Origin of the sequence: Labilibaculum manganireducens (assembly GCF_963665805.2) — a bacterium.
Taxonomy (GTDB): Bacteria; Bacteroidota; Bacteroidia; order Bacteroidales; family Marinifilaceae; genus Labilibaculum; species Labilibaculum manganireducens.
On sequence record NZ_CAXXEE010000003.1, the window covers coordinates 4,596,717 to 4,615,507 of the forward strand.

The following is an 18,791-nucleotide window of genomic DNA, read 5'->3' on the forward strand; positions in this document are numbered from 1 at the left end:
TAATCAACAGTTAATTTCTTTTTTTTGAAAAAACTCTATTGCCGTTCAATTAAGTGCTGTTTTAATTGAATTTTCCACCCAAAACACAGGTCTCTTTAAAAATTTTACGTTTTCCATCCGGACTAAATAATTCGATATACACCAAATAGATTCCTATTGAAGCTCTCTCTTTTTGTGAAGTTAGTCCATCCCAAAACAAAGAATCCTCATTGGCTAAGTTCAAATTGTTCGCTAATTTCCTAATTTCAATCCCCATCGAATTATAGATTCGAACCGTAGCCAGGTAACCATCCATTTCCAGATTAAAATTAATTAGAAGGCGATCATCAAAACCATCATTATCTGGAGTAAATATTTTAGGAGACAAACCTATTTCGGAATTTGAACTGCTGAGATCATTGTAAACTGAATTTTGAATTCCCGGAGTACCAAATCCGATATTTTGAGCCGCCGATTGCCAATTCGATTTACTATTCGTTTCACCTTTTGGATTTATCCTTTCCAAGGATACACCTTCAACCGAAGCCAATAATTCAAAATGCATATTTTCAGTGTATACAAAATCATCAATAAGTTCATTATTGGAAATAAGAACGACTCTTCCTGCATCATCTGAAAAAGATGGAAGAGATTTAACTTGACAAAAAACATCAGGATTGGATGTAAAATAATTTTGTTGAACATTGAGAGTATCTTCTGTCACTAATATATATTCATTGGGAAGCAGGTATTTGTCTGAAATTGAAACTTCATTGTCTAATTCAAAATTATCTGTTCGAGCAGCCAATTTTACGCTTGACAAATCAATTACTTTTTCCGATACATTTACAATTTCCACATAATCCGATCCATCGGGATAAGGATTGAACAATACTTCATTTATAACCAGATCACCTTCCGTGACAATTCCCGGTACCCAAAACTCAAATTCTTTGGTTATTATGGAATTGCCTGCTAAATCTTTAATTTCATCAGATAAGGTGAGTTGACATTGACTGTTCTCAACAAAATCCTCATTGAAAATCAATTGAAACTCTTTACCTGTTAAATCAGCCTGAATCACTTTCTTAGGATATACTAAATCAGGAGAAAGTTGAAAATTTGATAAAACACGACCTGTATTTTCAATTGGCTCGCTAAAAACAAGTTTTAAACAATTTGCTGAAATACACCTGCAGGATTCGATACCTGGAGCAATCAGATCCTGATTTATTGAATAAATTGAATTCACTTTACCCGGAGTTCCTCCCAATTCGTTTTCAGAAGCCTTCCAGTTATTTTCCTGCCAAGATGTATTTGCCGGATCGATTCGTTCCAATGACCAGCCTCCGTTCGATTTTTCAGCAGACCTGTACCATGAATCAGAATAGGAAACCTGATCAATAACGATCTTCTCTGCAGATTGTATTTCAATTGTTCCTCCTGAATTTGTTAATCCAGGAAAACCGGAAACACCTAACACATCTCCAAAAGAAGTAAATTCCTCTACCGCAGAATTTGAACACAAAATTAAATAAGCTTTGGCGGGAATTGTGTCCTCAGCTAAAACAGTCTCCTTCTCTCCTACTTTTAAAATCCAATTCTCAATGGATATCGGATATTCACTGGAATTGTACAATTCAATAAATTCATATTCCGGCAACCCAACTGCAGGAGTTTCATCTGCCATGATTTCATTGATCACAATATCGTTGGAATGAACCTCATACCAAATAAAACTCACAACTGTATCCAACACATTGCCGCACTCATCCTGCAAGCTGGTAATATTTAGTTGCTGTTCATGACCATCTTCAAAAGAATTGGCAAACTCAAGGTGAACAATCATTGGCGTTTCCACCTTAATTGTAAAAACAGGATTATCAGCCAACGAATAATTCTGGAGATTAAGCAAAGAAAATGAGTCAATTTGCTCACTCAGCTCTATAGACAGGTGATTTTTGGACAATACTCTTAAATGAGAAACTTCTGGAGCCAAATTGTCAATATTATTCCCATAAATGGAATTTTCCTTCCCGGGAGTTCCTCCCGTTTCACTATTCGAAGCAGACCAGTTACCAGCGGTACTGCAGGTATTTAAAGGATCGATTCGTTCCAATGACCAGCCTCCGTTCGATTTTTCAGCAGACCTGTACCATGAATCCGAATAGGAAACCTGATCAATAACGATCTTCTCTGCAGATTGTATTTCAATTGTTCCTCCTGAATTTGTTAGTCCAGGGAAGTTACTAACTCCAAGCACATCGCCAAACGAAGCAAATTCTTCTACTGCAGAATTTGAACACAAAATTAAATAAGATTCGGCGGGAATTGTGTCCGCAGTTAAAACGGTCTCCTTCTCGCCTACTTTTAAAATCCAATTCTCAATAACTATAGGATATGTCCTGGTATTGTACAATTCAATAAATTCATATTCCGGCAACCCGACAGAAGGTGTTTCGTCGACCATGATTTCGTTAATGACCAAATCATTACTTTTTGCAGGAACAAAATATCCGAAATTAATTGACTCCTTTTCCTGCACTGCGCCCTTAGCATCAGTAATATTATACAGATCTAATAAATAATTCCCGGTTTTTAATGCATCATCCAAAACAAGAAGTAAGCAATTATCTTCAACTCCAGGCAGAACTTTCATTCCCAAATATTCTCCATTGGTTCTTGTCAATTTAAAATTTTCGATTTCAGCTGATTTTGAAAAATCAAGCTTCTCCGAATATTCCAAAAGCAAAGAATCCGCTGCCAAAATCTTATAAGACTTAAAAAACGGCGGTGTATTAATGGATTTTATTTCCAAATCATCAAACCAAAGATTTCCTGCTCTGGAGGCTGTTTCATAGGTAAAATCCAAACCCGAAAACCATTCCTTTGCATCTGGCATAACTTGAGATTGAATTTTTCCTGCAACTAACCAGTTTTCTTTTTTTCCCAATCGGTTGTATTCCATTTTCCATAAACCATTTGGGTAATAAGTGATCTGAATTGCAACGGCCTCATTTTCATTCCAGTTAAATTCTGATTCTAATAAAACTTTCAATTTCTGATCTTTATTCAAAGTACACAAACTCAAAATATCATTTGATCCACTTTGATTTACACCAACAGAATATTTAGTAGTAGCTGCACTCGGATCAGAATCATCCATGAGCAAATGAAAGACAAATTTATTTCCCGAGGATGGATCCCAATCACCATTTTGAACAATAAAACGCCAATTAATTGCACCCGATTTGGGGTTAAATCCCTTCAAAGGAGTACAAATATAGCTTGAACCTAATTCTTCTGACAAATTGTGTTTCAATGAATATTCACCTGCAATTGGCCGGTAAGACGAAATACTCCAATCCTTCGTATTTATCCAATTTTCAAGATTCCCAGTTTCGAAATTTTCATCAATACCTAATTCATCTTCTCCTAAAAGAATTTGAATTGAATCAGGTTCTAAACTGGATTCAATTTTCAGTCTAAAATATTCACCTCCAATACATTGAACGGAATCGTAATCAACAATCCCATTTACTAATTCCAGATTGTCATCCGTAACAATTAATTCTCCATTCCCATCCAACAAACTGAGATGCACTGCTCCAATTGCATCTTTATCTATACTCTTAAAATGATCACAGGCTGCAATTTTCAAAGAAAATTTCTCATTCGAATTATTAATTCCGAATGGGTATGAAGAAAAAGAGAGTTGACTAGCTTCAACCTTAATAAAATGGATTTCAGATATAATGTCATCCGGTAAGATCTCCTGTATCTTCGAGCCACTTTCCAAACACTTCCACTCATGAACCTTTGGTACTTCTACCTGAAAAGTCTCATTATCAGGAAGCTGTCCCTTGCGAAAAAAAATCGCCAAAGATAAGTTCATCTCCGAATTGTTGGGCAGTTCCAATACGCCTTTCGATGAATTAAACTCAATCCGATTATCACTAATGTTTGAAGATGCAGCAATCATCTCTCCTTTTGATAATAGAACCGCTCCGGAAATATGTTTTGCCCAGGAAAAGTAATGCTCGGGATATTTGTTGTAAAACTTCAAATTTGAAATTATTGTTGGTAACTGATCGTGTGTAGCTAAATCTGAGATTTTAAAATTGAGAACAGATATGGCATCATCTTGAGTTGTTGCCAATGAACTGAGTGGTTTTGCTAAAATTGGATCCGCAGAGCCGATTACAGAGGTTTTGTCAACACCTGATATGTTATCACTCAATATTGTTGGGAAATGATCGCATTCCGCCTGAAGAGTAAAATTTTCCGCTTCACTATAAATTAAATCCTCCCATCGAAAATCTCCATCCTCACTTGTAAGCTTTAAATTTTCGGATGAAAGCTCTCCATTCCCGGAAGCCAGGGAAAGTTCTATTTCAAACTCAGAGTTGGTATCACTGTTTCCCAAACTATCAACAAGCTGAACAAGAACAGTAAATTGTTCCTGATAATTTACTGATTCAGGAACAGTTTGAAACAACATTTCTTTGGCCTCTACTTCAAGGGTAAACTCTTTCCCTACCAAATTACCGCCAAAATTAGGACTAAGACCACTGCTTCCATCAGAAATAATCCAACCCGCATGCAAAGAATCTATTTTCATTTGAAATAATTCTTCATCAATGGTTTTTCCTTCTTTTAAAAAGCAAAAAACAGAATACCCGACACTTTCTTCACTTAATATCTCCTTATTTAGCTCAGACTCTAAAAAATGAATATCTACTTGTTTATCTTTTATAGTACATTCAACATCCAATACCTCCCCATCCACTTTTACAAAGAACTTTTCAATTGATTTCTTCCAATTCACTTGGTTTTTCTCCGATCCGATCAATCTTATCTGCTCAAGAATAGTTGAAGCATTGTCATTCCCCGAATCCGTCACCGAAAATCGAAAAACTTCAAACGCATCCACTTCCCGAATGCAAAGGGAAGAGATGATAGAATCTGAAAAATATGAATCATTCACATTTACAAGTGATTCATATGTATTCTTAACCTTTATATTTTCTGAAATTGCCTTGGGCAGCACATCATTGCTTACAGCCAATTTTATGAATTCAGGATGGGAATATTTTAATGATTCAAAATTCACCTCACCTTTAACAAATGAATTCTGGAATCCATTCAACGATTCCAAATTTCCGGTTCCGGTTTCCAAGGATAATAAAACCGCATAATTTACATCAAGATCCTTATTATTAAAATCATCTACAGCATCTACTAAAATGGAAAAATCATTATTGCGAATAAGGGTATCCGGACACCCAGAGAAGATCATTCGTGTGGCCTCAACCTCAATACTATGAATTGCAGAGGGAAGCTCTTCATTGGCAGGATTAAAACCAGAGCCCGACACAAAAGTTTCGAAGCTTTTCGCGGAATCTTTACAATACAATTGAAATGTTTCACCATCTGTTAAAGGATGATCTGAGTTTAAATAACAGCGCAATTCAAATTCCATTTTTTCTGCATCGGGAATACTTATTTGATTTTCTTCAAAATCCATTAAAATAGAATCTGATTCAATGATGAGATTTTGAGGAATAATCTCCTCATTATTTATAAACAGGCAAAAGCCACCCGAACAATCTTTCCAATTTATCCCATTATCCGGCTTTGAATTGTAAAAGATCATTCTTGATATTTTAGTTGGAAGGCCATCTGCAGCTTCTGCTGTTTCGTCAATAACAAATCGAAAGCAGGTTAATGCCTTTTCTTTTTCATTACAATTTGTGCTAAGAAGTTTCGACTCAACAGGATTGTCAGAAGCCCTAATTTGAGTCAGGTTATCGGTCTCGGGAACAACAGGACTTCCCGTAACGACCACATTATCAAAATAAACCAAATCACCCGAATTAGGATTATTCATCCGAACAATGATTTCCAAACTCGATCCGTTTAAATCAGCTTGTGTTGCATTTACACTACCCCAATTACCACTATTCTCACCATTTAATTCAAAAAGAATCTCCTCCGATCCATCAATTACATAGTAGGCTTTTGCATATTTACTTGAATTTGTTGAACTTCCGGTTTCTGCTAATACAACAGAAATTGATACATCTGTAAAACCTGAGATATCTATTGACTTACTTTTCCAAACAGCTTCCCCATCAATATCCTTAGCTTCAAATCTGCCACCTCCTGTTACAACCACCTTCACATAATCCTCATCATCAGAAAGAGTGCAGTTAGAAACATCCAAAGACCAATCCGTAATTCCGGTTAAATCTGAGTTACTACCCCAATAACCTTTGCCTATGTCACTGGTAAAATCAATTTCCCAAATATCATAGGCATATAAACAATTACTATTCAGTAGAAACAGCAATAAAAACAATTTAATAGAAAGAGTTTTTTTCATGGAAAAATCCTTTTAAATTTGACTTGGCTTTTGAACAAAAAGCTAATTTAACTATAATCCAATTTATAATCAACAATTTAAACCACATTATGTTATGAGAATTGCAGTTGTTGGCGCCACAGGTTTGGTTGGTCAGAAAATACTGGAGGTTCTGGAAGAAAGAAATTTTCAGATTAGTGAGTTGTATCCTGTAGCCAGTGAAAAATCTATAGGAAAAGAAGTTGTATTTAATGGAAAAAAATACAAGGTTATCAGTATGACAGATGCAATTGAATTAAAACCACAAATTGCAATCTTTTCAGCTGGTGGAGACACCTCTTTAAAATGGGCTCCTGAATTTGCAAAAGCAGGTACTACAGTTGTAGATAATTCATCGGCTTGGCGAATGGATAAAGACAAAAAATTGGTTGTTCCGGAAATAAATGCTGTGGATTTAACCACTGAAGACAAAATTATTGCGAATCCGAATTGCTCAACCATACAATTAGTTGTAGCCCTTGCTCCTTTGCATAAGCGATACAAAATGGAACGTTTGGTGATCTCAACCTATCAATCAATCACAGGAACAGGTGTTAAAGCAGTTTCGCAATTGGAAAATGAGAGAAATGGGATTGATGGAGAAATGGCTTACCCATACGAAATTGATAAAAACTGTCTGCCTCATTGCGATGTATTTACCGAAAACGGCTACACCAAAGAAGAGATGAAATTGTCCAACGAGACTAAGAAGATCTTAAAAGACGACAGCATTAGGGTAACTGCTACTGCTGTTCGAGTACCTGTAGTTGGGGGGCATTCAGAATCTATAAATATCGAATTTGCCAATGATTTTGATCTTGACGAAGTAAGAAAAATTCTTTCGGAAGCAGAAGGCGTAATTGTTCAGGACAATTTGGATACAAACGAATACCCAATGCCAAAATATGCTCATGGAAAAGATGAAGTATTTGTTGGAAGAATACGTAGAGATTTTTCTAATCCGAATACTTTAAACCTTTGGATTGTTTCAGACAACCTGCGAAAAGGTGCTGCTACAAACGCAGTTCAAATTGCAGAGTACCTTACAAAAAACAATCTTGTATGAGACTATAAATAAGGACAATGGAAATAATTCCATTGTCCTTCATTTTATTTGCGAACGGCAATCCTTTAAGTTACATAAGAACAGTTCGCATGTTAACTATGTATCAATTTCATTCTTATGAATTAATCCATTAAATTAGAATAATCCTGATATAAAAAGTTATTATACGGGAAACGCGCCGAATGTATTTCCTTTACTGCATTGTAAACCACCTCACGAAACTCCTCAACATTTTGCTTATGCACTGCAGAAATAAACAAACAAGGGGTATCTCCTTTGGCAATCCACATTTGTTTTAATTCCTCCAAACTGTAATTCTCTCTTGTTTTTGGTAAAAGATCATCCTCATCTTTTTTCACATAAGTAAAAGCATCAATTTTATTAAAAACCAAGAAGGTTGGTTTTTCACGTTTGTCAATTTCAAGCATTGTTTCATTCACAACCTTAATTTGATCCTCAAAATTAGGGTGAGAAATATCAACCACATGCAAAATTATATCAGCCTCGCGCACCTCATCCAAAGTTGATTTAAATGACTCGACTAAATTATGAGGCAATTTCCGAATGAATCCAACAGTATCAGCCAATAAAAATGGTACATTTTGAATAACTACTTTGCGAACAGTAGTATCTAATGTTGCAAAGAGCTTATTCTCAGCAAACACCTCCGATTTACTAATCATGTTCATCAAAGTTGATTTTCCAACATTAGTGTATCCAACCAGTGCAACACGAACCATTTTTCCCCGGTTTTTACGCTGGGTTGCCTTTTGCTTATCAATCTTAATCAAATCTTCCTTAAGCTTGGATATTTTATCAAGTATTATTCTACGGTCGGTCTCAATCTGGCTTTCACCCGGACCGCGCATACCGATACCACCACGCTGACGTTCAAGGTGAGTCCACATTCTTGTTAATCGAGGAAGAAGATATTGATATTGAGCCAACTCAACCTGCGTTTTTGCATTAGCCGTTTGAGCACGACTGGCAAATATGTCCAAAATTAAATTTGTTCGATCCAAAATCTTACGCTGCAATGCCCGCTCAATATTTCTAAGCTGTGATGGTGAAAGTTCATCATCGAAAATCACCAGTTTAATATCATCATTCCTTTCCAGGTAATCAAGAATCTCCTCGAGCTTTCCCGTCCCAACAAACGTTTTTGGATGAGGATAGTCCATCTTCTGAGTGAAACGCTTAACCGTTTCTGCTCCAGCAGTTAAAGCAAGAAAGTCCAGTTCGTCAAGATACTCCTGAACTAAGCTTTCAGTCATGTTTTTTGATTTATCGATAACACCAATCAAAATTGCTTTTTCTACTTCTCTATCTAATATTAGGTTCTCTCCCATTTAATCAATTTGCAAAAAAACAAAGGCTTAGTTGCCTTTATCAATAATATTTCCTTTTTAGAGATAGATGTAAGAAGACTACCTTAAAACAAATACCAATAACAAAGTACGTAAACTACAGGGCAAAAATAAACAATATTCGAGAAAGCAACAGTGCTTAAGTCATAAAAAAAAGGCTCTGAAAAATCAGAGCCTTTACTATCTAAAAAAATTATAGATTTGTTTTATTGTAATTGGAAGTTAATAGGTACAGTATAAGATACTTTCACAGCTTTACCCCGCTGTTTACCAGGCTTCCATTTAGGCATTTCTCCAATTACGCGTACAGCTTCCTTATCCAAAGATGGATCTACTCCACGTACTACACGAATTTGCTCGACCGCTCCAACTTTGTTTACAACGAAAGTTACAAAAACACGACCAGTAATACCATTTTCCTGCGCTATCACAGGATATTTAACCGATTTTGCAATCCATTTTTGTAACTCTAAAGCTCCTCCTGGAAATTCAGGCATATCTTCTACAATTACAAAAACTTGTGCTTCATCTTCTTCTTCCTCTTCCGCTACAACCTGAATTTCAACTTCAGCATCCATGTCAGCATCCGAATCTTCAATCTCTAGTTCATCCTCAATCTCTTCTTCGTTATCTACGATGTTCAAAACATCAGCAACTTTAGGAGCTGGTGGTGGTGGTGGTGGTGGCTTAATTGGTTCTTGTCTGGTAACAGGAATCATTTCTTCCTCTGCCTCCATTTCTTGTTGATCTTGCAGGCCGGTAGCTTCGCTAGAATCTACACTCCATTCAAATGCAAGAAGTACAAAGGCAAGAGTAAGAGCCAGACCAATCTCAAGAAAAAGACCTCTCTTATTTTCAAGATCTGCTTTTGGTGACTTCTTAACTTCCATAATCTTCTTTTAATTTTCTTTTAATTTCAGCGCTTAAAACTAAGTAATTCAATTTTATAATCAAAATCCTTTTCGATTAGAAAATTAATTCGAGGCATAAAGATATAAAAATTAAAAGCAAACTGATTTTCCTAAGCAATAAATTTGATTCTCAGCCGATAAACGATTGAAAATTCACATTTCAGATAGGAAGTTTGCAGTAATTTAAATTAGGATAAAACCTCTGTGTATAAATGAACTATAAACTTAGTCGATTTTTTCTTTATAGCCAATCTAAATTATAATTTACACATAGGAAGAGTGAAGAATCTATTAAGCCCGTACTCATCCTACCTAATACACACACTATACATTGCTACCAATCAATTGTCTATTGATAAACAATTTTCGAACTAAAATAGATTCTTCACTCTTCTTATCCTTACGTATAAAATCAAAAAATGTTTTAATTTCAAAAAAATCATCCTACTTATATTTTGAGATGTGTAATTTTCATCTATATTTGCACTCCAATTGAGGGGATCAAGTATTTTTCTTTTACTCCTCATAAAAATGATGGGGGATTAGCTCAGTTGGCTAGAGCGTTTGACTGGCAGTCAAAAGGTCACCGGTTCGATTCCGGTATTCTCCACACTAAAGATAAGGCGTTTGCGGGCTTCCACCGCGGGCGTTTTTTTTTGGTTCGCAAACATTCTGGTTCTAATTTATAGATGATCTATTAATAAATAGTACTCAAGAAGTCTCTAATATAGATGTGATCAACCCCATCGTAGCCATCTCCAGCTAACTTATCCATTGAAACAACAACTTTAGAATGATTGTCATCTATCTTAAGAAGATTACCAAATTCTCTTTTAATAGTTTCTTCCTTCTCTAAAAGATATGAAACTTGCACATACTTCTTCTCATTATTTCTTTCACAGACAAAATCTATTTCCTGAGTATTTAAAACTCCCACTTTGACAGTATATCCGCAAAATAGCAGATGATTGTAAACTACATTTTCAAGTATTTTAGCAATATCATTCGTTTTATAGCCCACTATGGCATTTCGAATTCCAATGTTTTCAAAGAAATATTTGTCCCCTATTTCAAAGATTCGTTTCCCTACAATATCATATCGTCTGGCAGGAAGAATAATAAATGCACTTGATAGATATTTGATATAGTTTTGAATCTGTTGTGAGGAAATACTCACCTTCTGTGATTTTAAAAAATCACTAATTTTTTTCGCAGAAAAAAGACCACCTACATTATCTGCTAAAAAAATGACCAAGCGTTCCAAAAATTGTGAATTTCTTAGATTGTATCTACTTACTACATCTCGGTAGATAATAGTGCTGTATATATTTTTGAGGTATTCAAAAATAACATCATCGTTAAGAGGTAAGTTCGTAATATAAGGCAAACCACCATATTTCATAAATAAAGCTAAACTATCATCAGAATTGTCAAGAGTATGAAATTTTAAAAACTCGAGGTATGATAAGCTATAAACAGTGAACTCAATATATCGTCCACTTAAAGTGGTCGCGAGTTCTCCTGAAAGCATTTTAGCATTACTACCCGTAATATAAATATCAATATTATCATTTAATGCCAGGGATCGTAATGCTTTCTCAAAATCGTCGACATCCTGAATCTCATCCACAAATACATAATTAGGATGTGTTGATGATAAATTCTTAATCACATATTCATTCAAATCTTTCGCAGTTTTGATATGATCAAAAGTAAGATCCTCTAAATTTATATAAATGATGTTTGCATTGTTTTCTTTTTCAGAAATAAGATTCATTAACTGAAAAAGCAAATATGATTTACCAACACGCCTTTGCCCAGTTAGTACCTTAATCAATGAAGTATTAATAAAAGGTTCAATTTTCGAGATATAACTATCTCTCGAAATTATATTTTTGGGAATATTCATCACAGAATTATTTAATATACAACAGAAACTTTTACAAAAATACGTAAAAGTTTCAAGTATAACGTAAACTTTTCATCATTTTCATAAAAGCTTCAGGTATACCATGAACTTTTCAATGGTTTTGGATGATGTAATTCCTTAAATGATTTCTCCACTATAGTAAGTATTGCGATTTTATGTGTAATACGGTTCTGTTTGTTAATTTACTCAAAAAAAACTTATCTTAGTATATGCCAAAAATTATAGATGTAGAAATCACCGAAAGTGAATCAGAATTACTTTACCTTCTGAGAAAGCAGACAAAAATTCTTCAGCATAGTAGAGTTAAAACCCTTCTTTTTATCAAACAGGGAAAAGTAAAATATACAAGTGAAATTGCAACTAAGCTGAATAGAAGTAGAAAAAGTATTTACAACTGGCTTCAATTGTATCAAAATGAAGGAATTCACGCTTATTTGGAAGTTGCCAGTCGAGGATCCAGAAAGGAACAATTAAGCGATTATACAAAAGAGTGTTTAGCCACTAAACTTGAAAATCCCTATACTGATATTACCAGTTATGTAGAATTACTTCAGTGGGCGGAACAAAACTGTCAGGAAAAGATTCCCTATCATGCTTTGTATCACTACTGCAGGAGCAAACTCAATAGTAAATTAAAGATCGCCCGTAAATCTCACCACAAAAAAGATAAGCAGACCGTTGAGGTCTTCAAAAAAACTTCCTGATCTGATAAATTCATTTAGAATTGGACTGGATAAAGATAAATACGACTCCCTGAATATTTATTTTCAAGATGAAAGTCGATTTGGATTAATGACCAAACAGAAACGCGTATTAGTTTCCAAAGGTGTAGAGCCGGTGGGTAAATATCAGCATAGTTACAAGTGGTTATGGCTTTGGGGATCTTTTTCACCTTTGACAGGAGATGCATTCTATTGGGAAACATCCAATGTTGGGAATGATATTTTTGAAGCATACCTAAAAGTTCTTAGCGATCAAAATCCAAGAGAACTAAAACTATTGATAATTGACAATGCAGGGTTTCATGCATGTCAAAGCATAGAAGTCCCTGAAAAAATAAGGCTAATAAGAATTCCAGCCTATGCTCCTGAACTAAATCCTGCAGAAAAAGTATGGCAATGGATGAAAGATAAGGTATCCATGAAGTTTTTTTCAGAAATATCAGATCTACAAGAAAAGATTACAATGATGGTAAATGAGTTGAATCCCGATTTAATCAAATCCATTACTGGCTATCCAATTTATACAAATTGCTTTTGTGAGTAAATTAGTCTGTAAAATGGTATAACGTGAACTTTTCGGTGATTTTGGATGATATTGTTCCTTATAATTTATCTCCAATACAATGGTTCGTGTACCTTTCTTATTAACTGCCCTAGGCAATTAACCTTCCGGAGATCGTCAGATCATCAATAAATTTATTGATGATCTGAACGTCTTCATCTCACCCATCATTGGTAAAACGCCTAAAATATTCGACTCCGGGAAAGGCAAACTGCTGAGCCAGCACAATTACAAGGAACAATAAAAAAACAACATAATTAATTTTCGCATTCTACTCATTTAGAATGTGTTTACTTGCAGTATATTTCGATTCACTTCATGTCCAACTTCTAGAATCGAATTAACATCTGCTGCTGAATGAACATCGATATGAATCTGTTCTGTCTCTTCTCCGTGAACTGAAATAAGTGGCTTCTCAGATTCCGACAACACAAGCTCTTTTACAGATACATTTTTTGAATTATATAAGGCAATTGCAGGAAATACATTGGTTTGCAAATGCAAATTTCGAATCGTAACACCTGTTGCATCGATACACAACAGCCCTTTTTCTGTTTCCATTGTAATATTTTCCAACAAAATGTTTTTAAGATTCATTTCGGGCAGGCCTTGTAAATAAATGGCTTGAGCGGCTCCTTTACAAGTGACATTTTTAATACTAATGTCTTTAAATTGCGGAGTTTCTTCTGTTATCTCAGGAAGCATTTCGGAAACCGATTTCCCTCCATAATACAAATTAAAGGAGATCGCCTTGTTTGGAATGTTAATCATATCGATATCAGAAATGTAAATTCCTTCCACAACACCACCTCTACCACGATTACTTTTAAATCGCAATCCAACATCAGTTCCCATAAATGTACAAGCCGAAACATGCATATTTTTAACTCCTCCCGACATTTCACTACCTACAGTTAAACCTCCGTGCCCGTGATACACAATACAATTTTTCACAATCAGGTTTTCGGTAGGCATGGCTCTTTTGCGACCATCTTCATCTTTACCTGATTTAATACAGATTGCATCATCGCCCACATCAAAACTACAATTTGTTAAAATGGTATTTTTACAAGACTCTATATCAATGCCATCACCATTCTGAGAGTACCAAGGATTACGTACTGTAAGATTTCGCACCGTTAGGTTTTCGCACATCAGCGGATGAATACACCATGCCGGCGAATTCTGAAACACGGGACCATCCAACAACACCTCTTTACAATTCACGATACTTACCATTACGGGACGTAGAAAATCTTTAATTTCCTCGTATTCTTTTATCGTTTTTAAATTTTGAGGCACATTCATTTTACTTTGCCTGTCTCCTTTTACAAACCCCTCAGACGGATACCACTTCTCTCCATTTTCATCGACAACTCCTCCTGAAGCGACAAGCTTTTTCCACTGGTCACCGGTTAATTTCGAACGCTTTACCATACGCCATACTTCTCCTGACCCATCAAAAACACCACTTCCTGTTATGGCAACATTTCTTAAATCGTTCCCTTGAATTGGCGACAAACACCTAACTGTATTTAAGCCTTCGAAACTTGCATTCACTAATGGATACAAATCTTTATTGGTACTAAACAGCACCAAAGAACCAGCCTCGGCGTGAAGGTTGATATTACTTTTTAAAATAATGGGTCCGGTTATCCATATTCCCCTTGGAATAATTACTTTTCCTCCTCCTTTACCTGCAACATGCTTAATAGCATCGGCAAAAGCCTGTGTATTTATTGTTTTCCCATCCGCTACAGCTCCAAAATCAGCAATTGAAACTGAAAAATCAGGAAATGCAGGCTCTACAACCTGAGGCATATCAAACTCGATTCCCTCGTACAGCTTGCTTATTCCACTATTTTCAATTGGTTTATTCTGACAGGCAAACGCCAATACTAGAACCAAAACCGAATAAAAAAATCTCTTAATTTTTTTTTCTACCACTCTCATTCTATCTTATTGATTTAGGGTTACTATTCTTCAAATGTTTTCATTCCCTCAAAAATCAATCGGACTATTTCTTTTGCTCCGACCGATTGAAAATGTTTATTATCATTCTGTCCATCAGGAAATGCTTCATAAATCCCCGCAGGTAAATTCATGAAATAATATTTGGAAACATATTCTTTTCTTTTACTGGGAAGAAAATCTATCGACAATTGTTTTAAACCGATCAACTAAATATGCGTCCTATTCCTCAATCTTCTCTATTCGAAACCAATCAATGTCAGCACTTCCTGCATTATTAATTACACCATCGCGAAGAGCAAAGAATCCTACTTTTGCCCCAATCCAACGTCCCGGAACTGCATTAAAATTATCTCCTGCCTCTGTAAACTTCTCTCCATCGGCGCTATAACTAAAAGAGCAAACGGCACCAGCTTTAACTTTTAGTCTGAAATAAACTGTTTTCTCTTTAAAACCATGTTCAAACAGTTCTTTTTCAGCTCCATTCTTTCTTGCATTACCGCAACGAACAACCCGAATTTTTAATTTCTCATTGATCTGTTTTAGAGAGATAAACTGATAATTTTCTCCCATTACAACAAAACCTATTTCCTCACCATCAAAATGATTATTGAATGTAAATTTCGTTGTCACCATAAATTCTTCAGCCGGAAATTTCTGTAGTAATAAATTTGGAGTCTCCCACAAATTCACATAATCGTCTGATTTAGGAATACAATTTAGACGATAAAAACCCATATGTCCGGTTGGAAATCCCCATGTTATTTTTGGATTGGCATACCATTGCCATTGTAAACCCAATGATGGTTCATTAAACTCATCACTTTCGGATGGAGTCATTACTTTCCCTTTTGGCAAATCAGGCTTTTTATAACTAGACACAGGCTCTCCAATTCCATCCCCATCCAAGTCAATACCCATTACCGGCCAATCGTTTTTCCAACTCATTGGCTGTAAATGAACAATTCGACCGTAAGCATCTTTATCCTGAAAATGAATGAACCAATCTTCTCCGGAAGGAGTATCGACCCAAGCACCTTGATGCGGACCATTTACAGCTGTTTTTCCTTTTTCCAAAACAACCTTTGAGTCGTATGGTCCATAAATGTTTTTAGATCGAATAATCAATTGCCAACCTGTTGAAACACCACCTGCCGGAGCAAAAATGTAGTAGTATCCGTTTCGCTTATAAAATTTTGGCCCTTCTAAAGTCGGATGATCTTGGCCTCCATCAAAAACCATTACCCCATCGTCTAACAGCTTGATTCCATCAGTACTCATCTTGCTAATAACAAGAATACTCTTTACACCAGCACGACTACCAGCAAATGCATGAACCAAATATGCTTTTCCATCATCATCCCATAAAGGCGATGGATCAATCAAACCTTTTCCTTCTTTCACCAATATTGGCTCGGACCAAGGTCCCATTGGATCTTTTGCTTTGGTTAGGTAAATTCCGAAATCAGGATCAGGATAGTAGATGTAATATTCCCCTTTGTGAAAGCGAATGCATGGAGCCCAAACACCATTTCCGTGCTGCGGTTTATCGAACACATCAAAAGGCGGTTGTTTATGTAATGCATAGGAAATTAGTTCCCAATTAACCAAATCGGTTGAATGTAAAACCGGCAAACCAGGAGTACAGTTAAACGACGAAGCTGTCATGTAAAAATCATCTCCCACCCTTACTACATCAGGATCTGAATAATCAGCATGCAAAATTGGATTTTTATAGGTTCCATCGCCATTGTCAGCGACCCATACCTGAGAGATGTCCTGTTTATTTTCATCATTAGATTGTGCTATCGCAGGACTAACAATACCTGCAAAAAAAGCAATCAGCCAGAACGGAACTATTTTCTTCCTATTTATTTTTTGTTTTCCCATAACAATTTATTCTCTTCAAAATCGATTAAAAACAATAATATCTGATTTATTTTATTTCCCACTTACTAAGCTGAAGCACATTCTCTACTGTATATTTCTCAGCTTGTTTCGCCGTTAATTGTTTCGACCAAACAACTCTATCGCTTGTATCAGCTCCTAAACCACGATTCCGATACTCTGCATAAAATGCTGTTTCTTCTCTCTCAGGCTTCGACCAGTTGTGCCATCCTTCAGGGCGAATATGTGCACCCAACTCACAATTCAAGAAAACCACATTTGCGTAATCACGCCAAGGTCTTCCTAAAAATACCTTAGAAATTTCGGGCGTTGCTTCTATTTTGCAATTCATAAATACGTATCCAAACTCACTCTCTTTTGGTGTTGATGCCGCAGTGATATAAGAATTTTTTTTACATAGAATTACACAATCCTGAAAGACAGCTGTTGACGAGCCAAAAATAAAATCGGTTGTTCCTTCTATATAACATTCCTGAAAATACTGACGGCTATTTTTTCCTGAGGCATAAACAGTGTCCTGATTTCCCAAAATCCGGCATTTTTTAAACGAACAGCCATCTCCTTCTACATGCAAAGCTACTGCTTGTCCTTGCATACCTTCCGAATTTTCAATCGTTAAGTTTTCAACACAAATATTATTTCCTAAAATCTGCATGGTAAAAGATGTAAATGTATTGATATCGCCTTTCCCAGAATAATCATCCCAGGTTATGATCGTTTTTGCAACGTCTTCGCCCACAAAATGAATATTCTCCTTATCTACAGGAACAACAAGCTTTTCTTTATAGATTCCTGATTTAATAAAAATAAGCTTTGTTTCCTCAGATGACCTTACGGCATTAATTGCTTCCTGAATACTTTTGTAATCACCTGATCCATCTGCTGCAACTACAATCTGATTTTCTATTGCTGATGAACAGGAAAAAAGAATTGTACTCCCCAATAAATAAAGGAGTATGAGTATGTTTAATTTTTTTCTCATGGTGTTTGAATGTTTGCGGCTGATTCAGGAATCCAGCCATTAAAAATATTTTCCAATGTATAAGTTTCTCTTTCTTCTTTTGTTAATTGATGCGACCATGAAACTCTATTCGCAGATTTGGCTCCTGAACCCGTATTTTTATATTCTGAATAATTAACAGTTCGTTCAGCATCTTTTTTATTCCAATTGTGCCAACCTTCGGCTTTAATAACCTCTCCTAATTCGCAGTTTATAAATGCGGTTTTAGCATATGGCCTCCACGGACGTCCTAAATAAACCGATCCAGCAGGAGCATTTCCTGTGATCTTACAGTTGATAAACACAAAACCAAAAGGTGTTTTTTCCAAGGTAGAAGCCGCTGTTACGTAACCTGGCCCTTTGCAGAAGATCTCGCATTTTTCAAAAACCGCTGTCGACCATCCAAAAATAAAATCAACTGTTCCCTCGATAAAGCAGTTTTTGTAATATTGACGACTATTTTCGCCATGAGGATAAAGAGTATCCTGATTTCCTAAAAAACGACAGTTGTTAAAAAAAATACGATCGCCCTCAATACGCACAGCAACTGCCTGCCCAACCGGCCCTGAGGAATTCTCGAAAGTAATATTCTCTGCTTTAAAATCATCTCCGAAAATGTAAAATCCGGAAGAGCCTGTTGTTCCTTTTTCTTCTCCGAAACAATTTTTCTTCGATGCATAATCATCAAAAGTAATTATCGTATTCTCCAAACTCTCACCAATAAATAAAACCTGATTTTTAGAAGCAGGAAGAATCAATTTTTCCTTGTAAACTCCATTTTTGATATAAATAGAAGTCCTGTTTTTTCTGAAGTCAGGAACCGCATTAATCGCATCCTGAATGCATGTAAAGTCTCCGTCACCATCCTTGGACACAATAAAATCGTAATTTGAACCTGTATTTCCTTTTGAAAATTGACTAAAACAGGTAATAAAAACAATAAGAATAAGATATTTCCATTTCATACACATT

Annotated in this window: 12 protein-coding genes and 1 tRNA gene; 4 read left to right on the plus strand and 9 right to left on the minus strand. The window is 35.7% G+C overall.

What is annotated here, in order from left to right; genetic code table 11:
- Positions 1 to 61: 61 nt before the first annotated feature.
- Positions 62 to 6,364, minus strand: coding sequence for a lamin tail domain-containing protein (locus tag ACHZAX_RS18085; protein ID WP_320020066.1), 6,303 nt, complete (start codon positions 6,362 to 6,364; stop codon positions 62 to 64).
- 94 nt (positions 6,365 to 6,458) lie between these two features.
- Between ACHZAX_RS18085 and ACHZAX_RS18090 the strand changes: the two genes are divergently transcribed.
- Positions 6,459 to 7,448, plus strand: a complete 990-nt coding sequence (locus ACHZAX_RS18090) for an aspartate-semialdehyde dehydrogenase (RefSeq protein ID WP_101309986.1) — start codon at positions 6,459 to 6,461, stop codon at positions 7,446 to 7,448.
- Positions 7,449 to 7,570: 122 nt separating this feature from the next.
- On the opposite strand, the gene hflX is transcribed toward ACHZAX_RS18090, so the two are convergent.
- Positions 7,571 to 8,797: a GTPase HflX gene (gene hflX, locus ACHZAX_RS18095; protein WP_101309985.1), complete on the minus strand. Its 1,227-nt coding sequence runs from the start codon at positions 8,795 to 8,797 to the stop codon at positions 7,571 to 7,573.
- 224 nt (positions 8,798 to 9,021) lie between these two features.
- On the minus strand, positions 9,022 to 9,705 hold the full coding sequence (locus ACHZAX_RS18100) for an energy transducer TonB (protein WP_101309984.1): 684 nt from the start codon (positions 9,703 to 9,705) through the stop codon (positions 9,022 to 9,024).
- Between the two features lie 557 nt (positions 9,706 to 10,262).
- Here ACHZAX_RS18100 and ACHZAX_RS18105 point away from each other — a divergent pair.
- Positions 10,263 to 10,336, plus strand: a tRNA-Ala gene (locus ACHZAX_RS18105).
- Between the two features lie 87 nt (positions 10,337 to 10,423).
- Here the strand turns inward: ACHZAX_RS18105 and ACHZAX_RS18110 are convergent.
- Positions 10,424 to 11,635, minus strand: coding sequence for an ATP-binding protein (locus ACHZAX_RS18110; protein ID WP_320020067.1), 1,212 nt, complete (start codon positions 11,633 to 11,635; stop codon positions 10,424 to 10,426).
- Between the two features lie 230 nt (positions 11,636 to 11,865).
- Here ACHZAX_RS18110 and ACHZAX_RS18115 point away from each other — a divergent pair, with 230 nt between their 5' ends.
- Both ACHZAX_RS18115 and ACHZAX_RS18120 read left to right on the plus strand, forming a co-directional pair.
- On the plus strand, positions 11,866 to 12,360 hold the full coding sequence (locus tag ACHZAX_RS18115; RefSeq protein ID WP_320019846.1) for a helix-turn-helix domain-containing protein: 495 nt from the start codon (positions 11,866 to 11,868) through the stop codon (positions 12,358 to 12,360).
- The gene (locus ACHZAX_RS18120) at positions 12,335 to 12,922 is read left to right on the plus strand and encodes an IS630 family transposase (protein WP_320020068.1); all 588 of its coding nucleotides are present in this window, start codon (positions 12,335 to 12,337) and stop codon (positions 12,920 to 12,922) included. Before ACHZAX_RS18115 ends, ACHZAX_RS18120 begins: the two co-directional genes overlap by 26 nt.
- A gap of 297 nt (positions 12,923 to 13,219) precedes the next feature.
- Here ACHZAX_RS18120 and ACHZAX_RS18125 read toward each other — a convergent pair whose 3' ends face one another.
- The 5 genes from ACHZAX_RS18125 to ACHZAX_RS18145 all read right to left on the minus strand — a co-directional run bounded on the left by ACHZAX_RS18125 (position 13,220) and on the right by ACHZAX_RS18145 (position 18,784).
- Positions 13,220 to 14,893 carry a glycoside hydrolase family 28 protein gene (locus ACHZAX_RS18125; RefSeq protein WP_320020069.1) on the minus strand — a complete coding sequence of 558 codons (1,674 nt, stop codon included), beginning with the start codon at positions 14,891 to 14,893 and terminating at the stop codon, positions 13,220 to 13,222.
- Positions 14,894 to 14,916: 23 nt separating this feature from the next.
- On the minus strand, positions 14,917 to 15,045 hold the full coding sequence (locus tag ACHZAX_RS18130) for a hypothetical protein (RefSeq protein ID WP_281256430.1): 129 nt from the start codon (positions 15,043 to 15,045) through the stop codon (positions 14,917 to 14,919).
- Between the two features lie 88 nt (positions 15,046 to 15,133).
- A complete protein-coding gene (locus tag ACHZAX_RS18135) occupies positions 15,134 to 16,801 on the minus strand; it encodes a glycoside hydrolase family 43 protein (RefSeq protein WP_320020070.1) in 1,668 nt (555 codons plus the stop codon).
- Positions 16,802 to 16,847: 46 nt separating this feature from the next.
- Complete coding sequence (locus tag ACHZAX_RS18140; RefSeq protein WP_320020071.1) at positions 16,848 to 17,801, minus strand: pectinesterase family protein; 954 nt, start codon at positions 17,799 to 17,801, stop codon at positions 16,848 to 16,850.
- Positions 17,798 to 18,784, minus strand: coding sequence for a pectinesterase family protein (locus ACHZAX_RS18145; RefSeq protein WP_320020072.1), 987 nt, complete (start codon positions 18,782 to 18,784; stop codon positions 17,798 to 17,800). Before ACHZAX_RS18145 ends, ACHZAX_RS18140 begins: the two co-directional genes overlap by 4 nt.
- Positions 18,785 to 18,791: the final 7 nt, after the last annotated feature.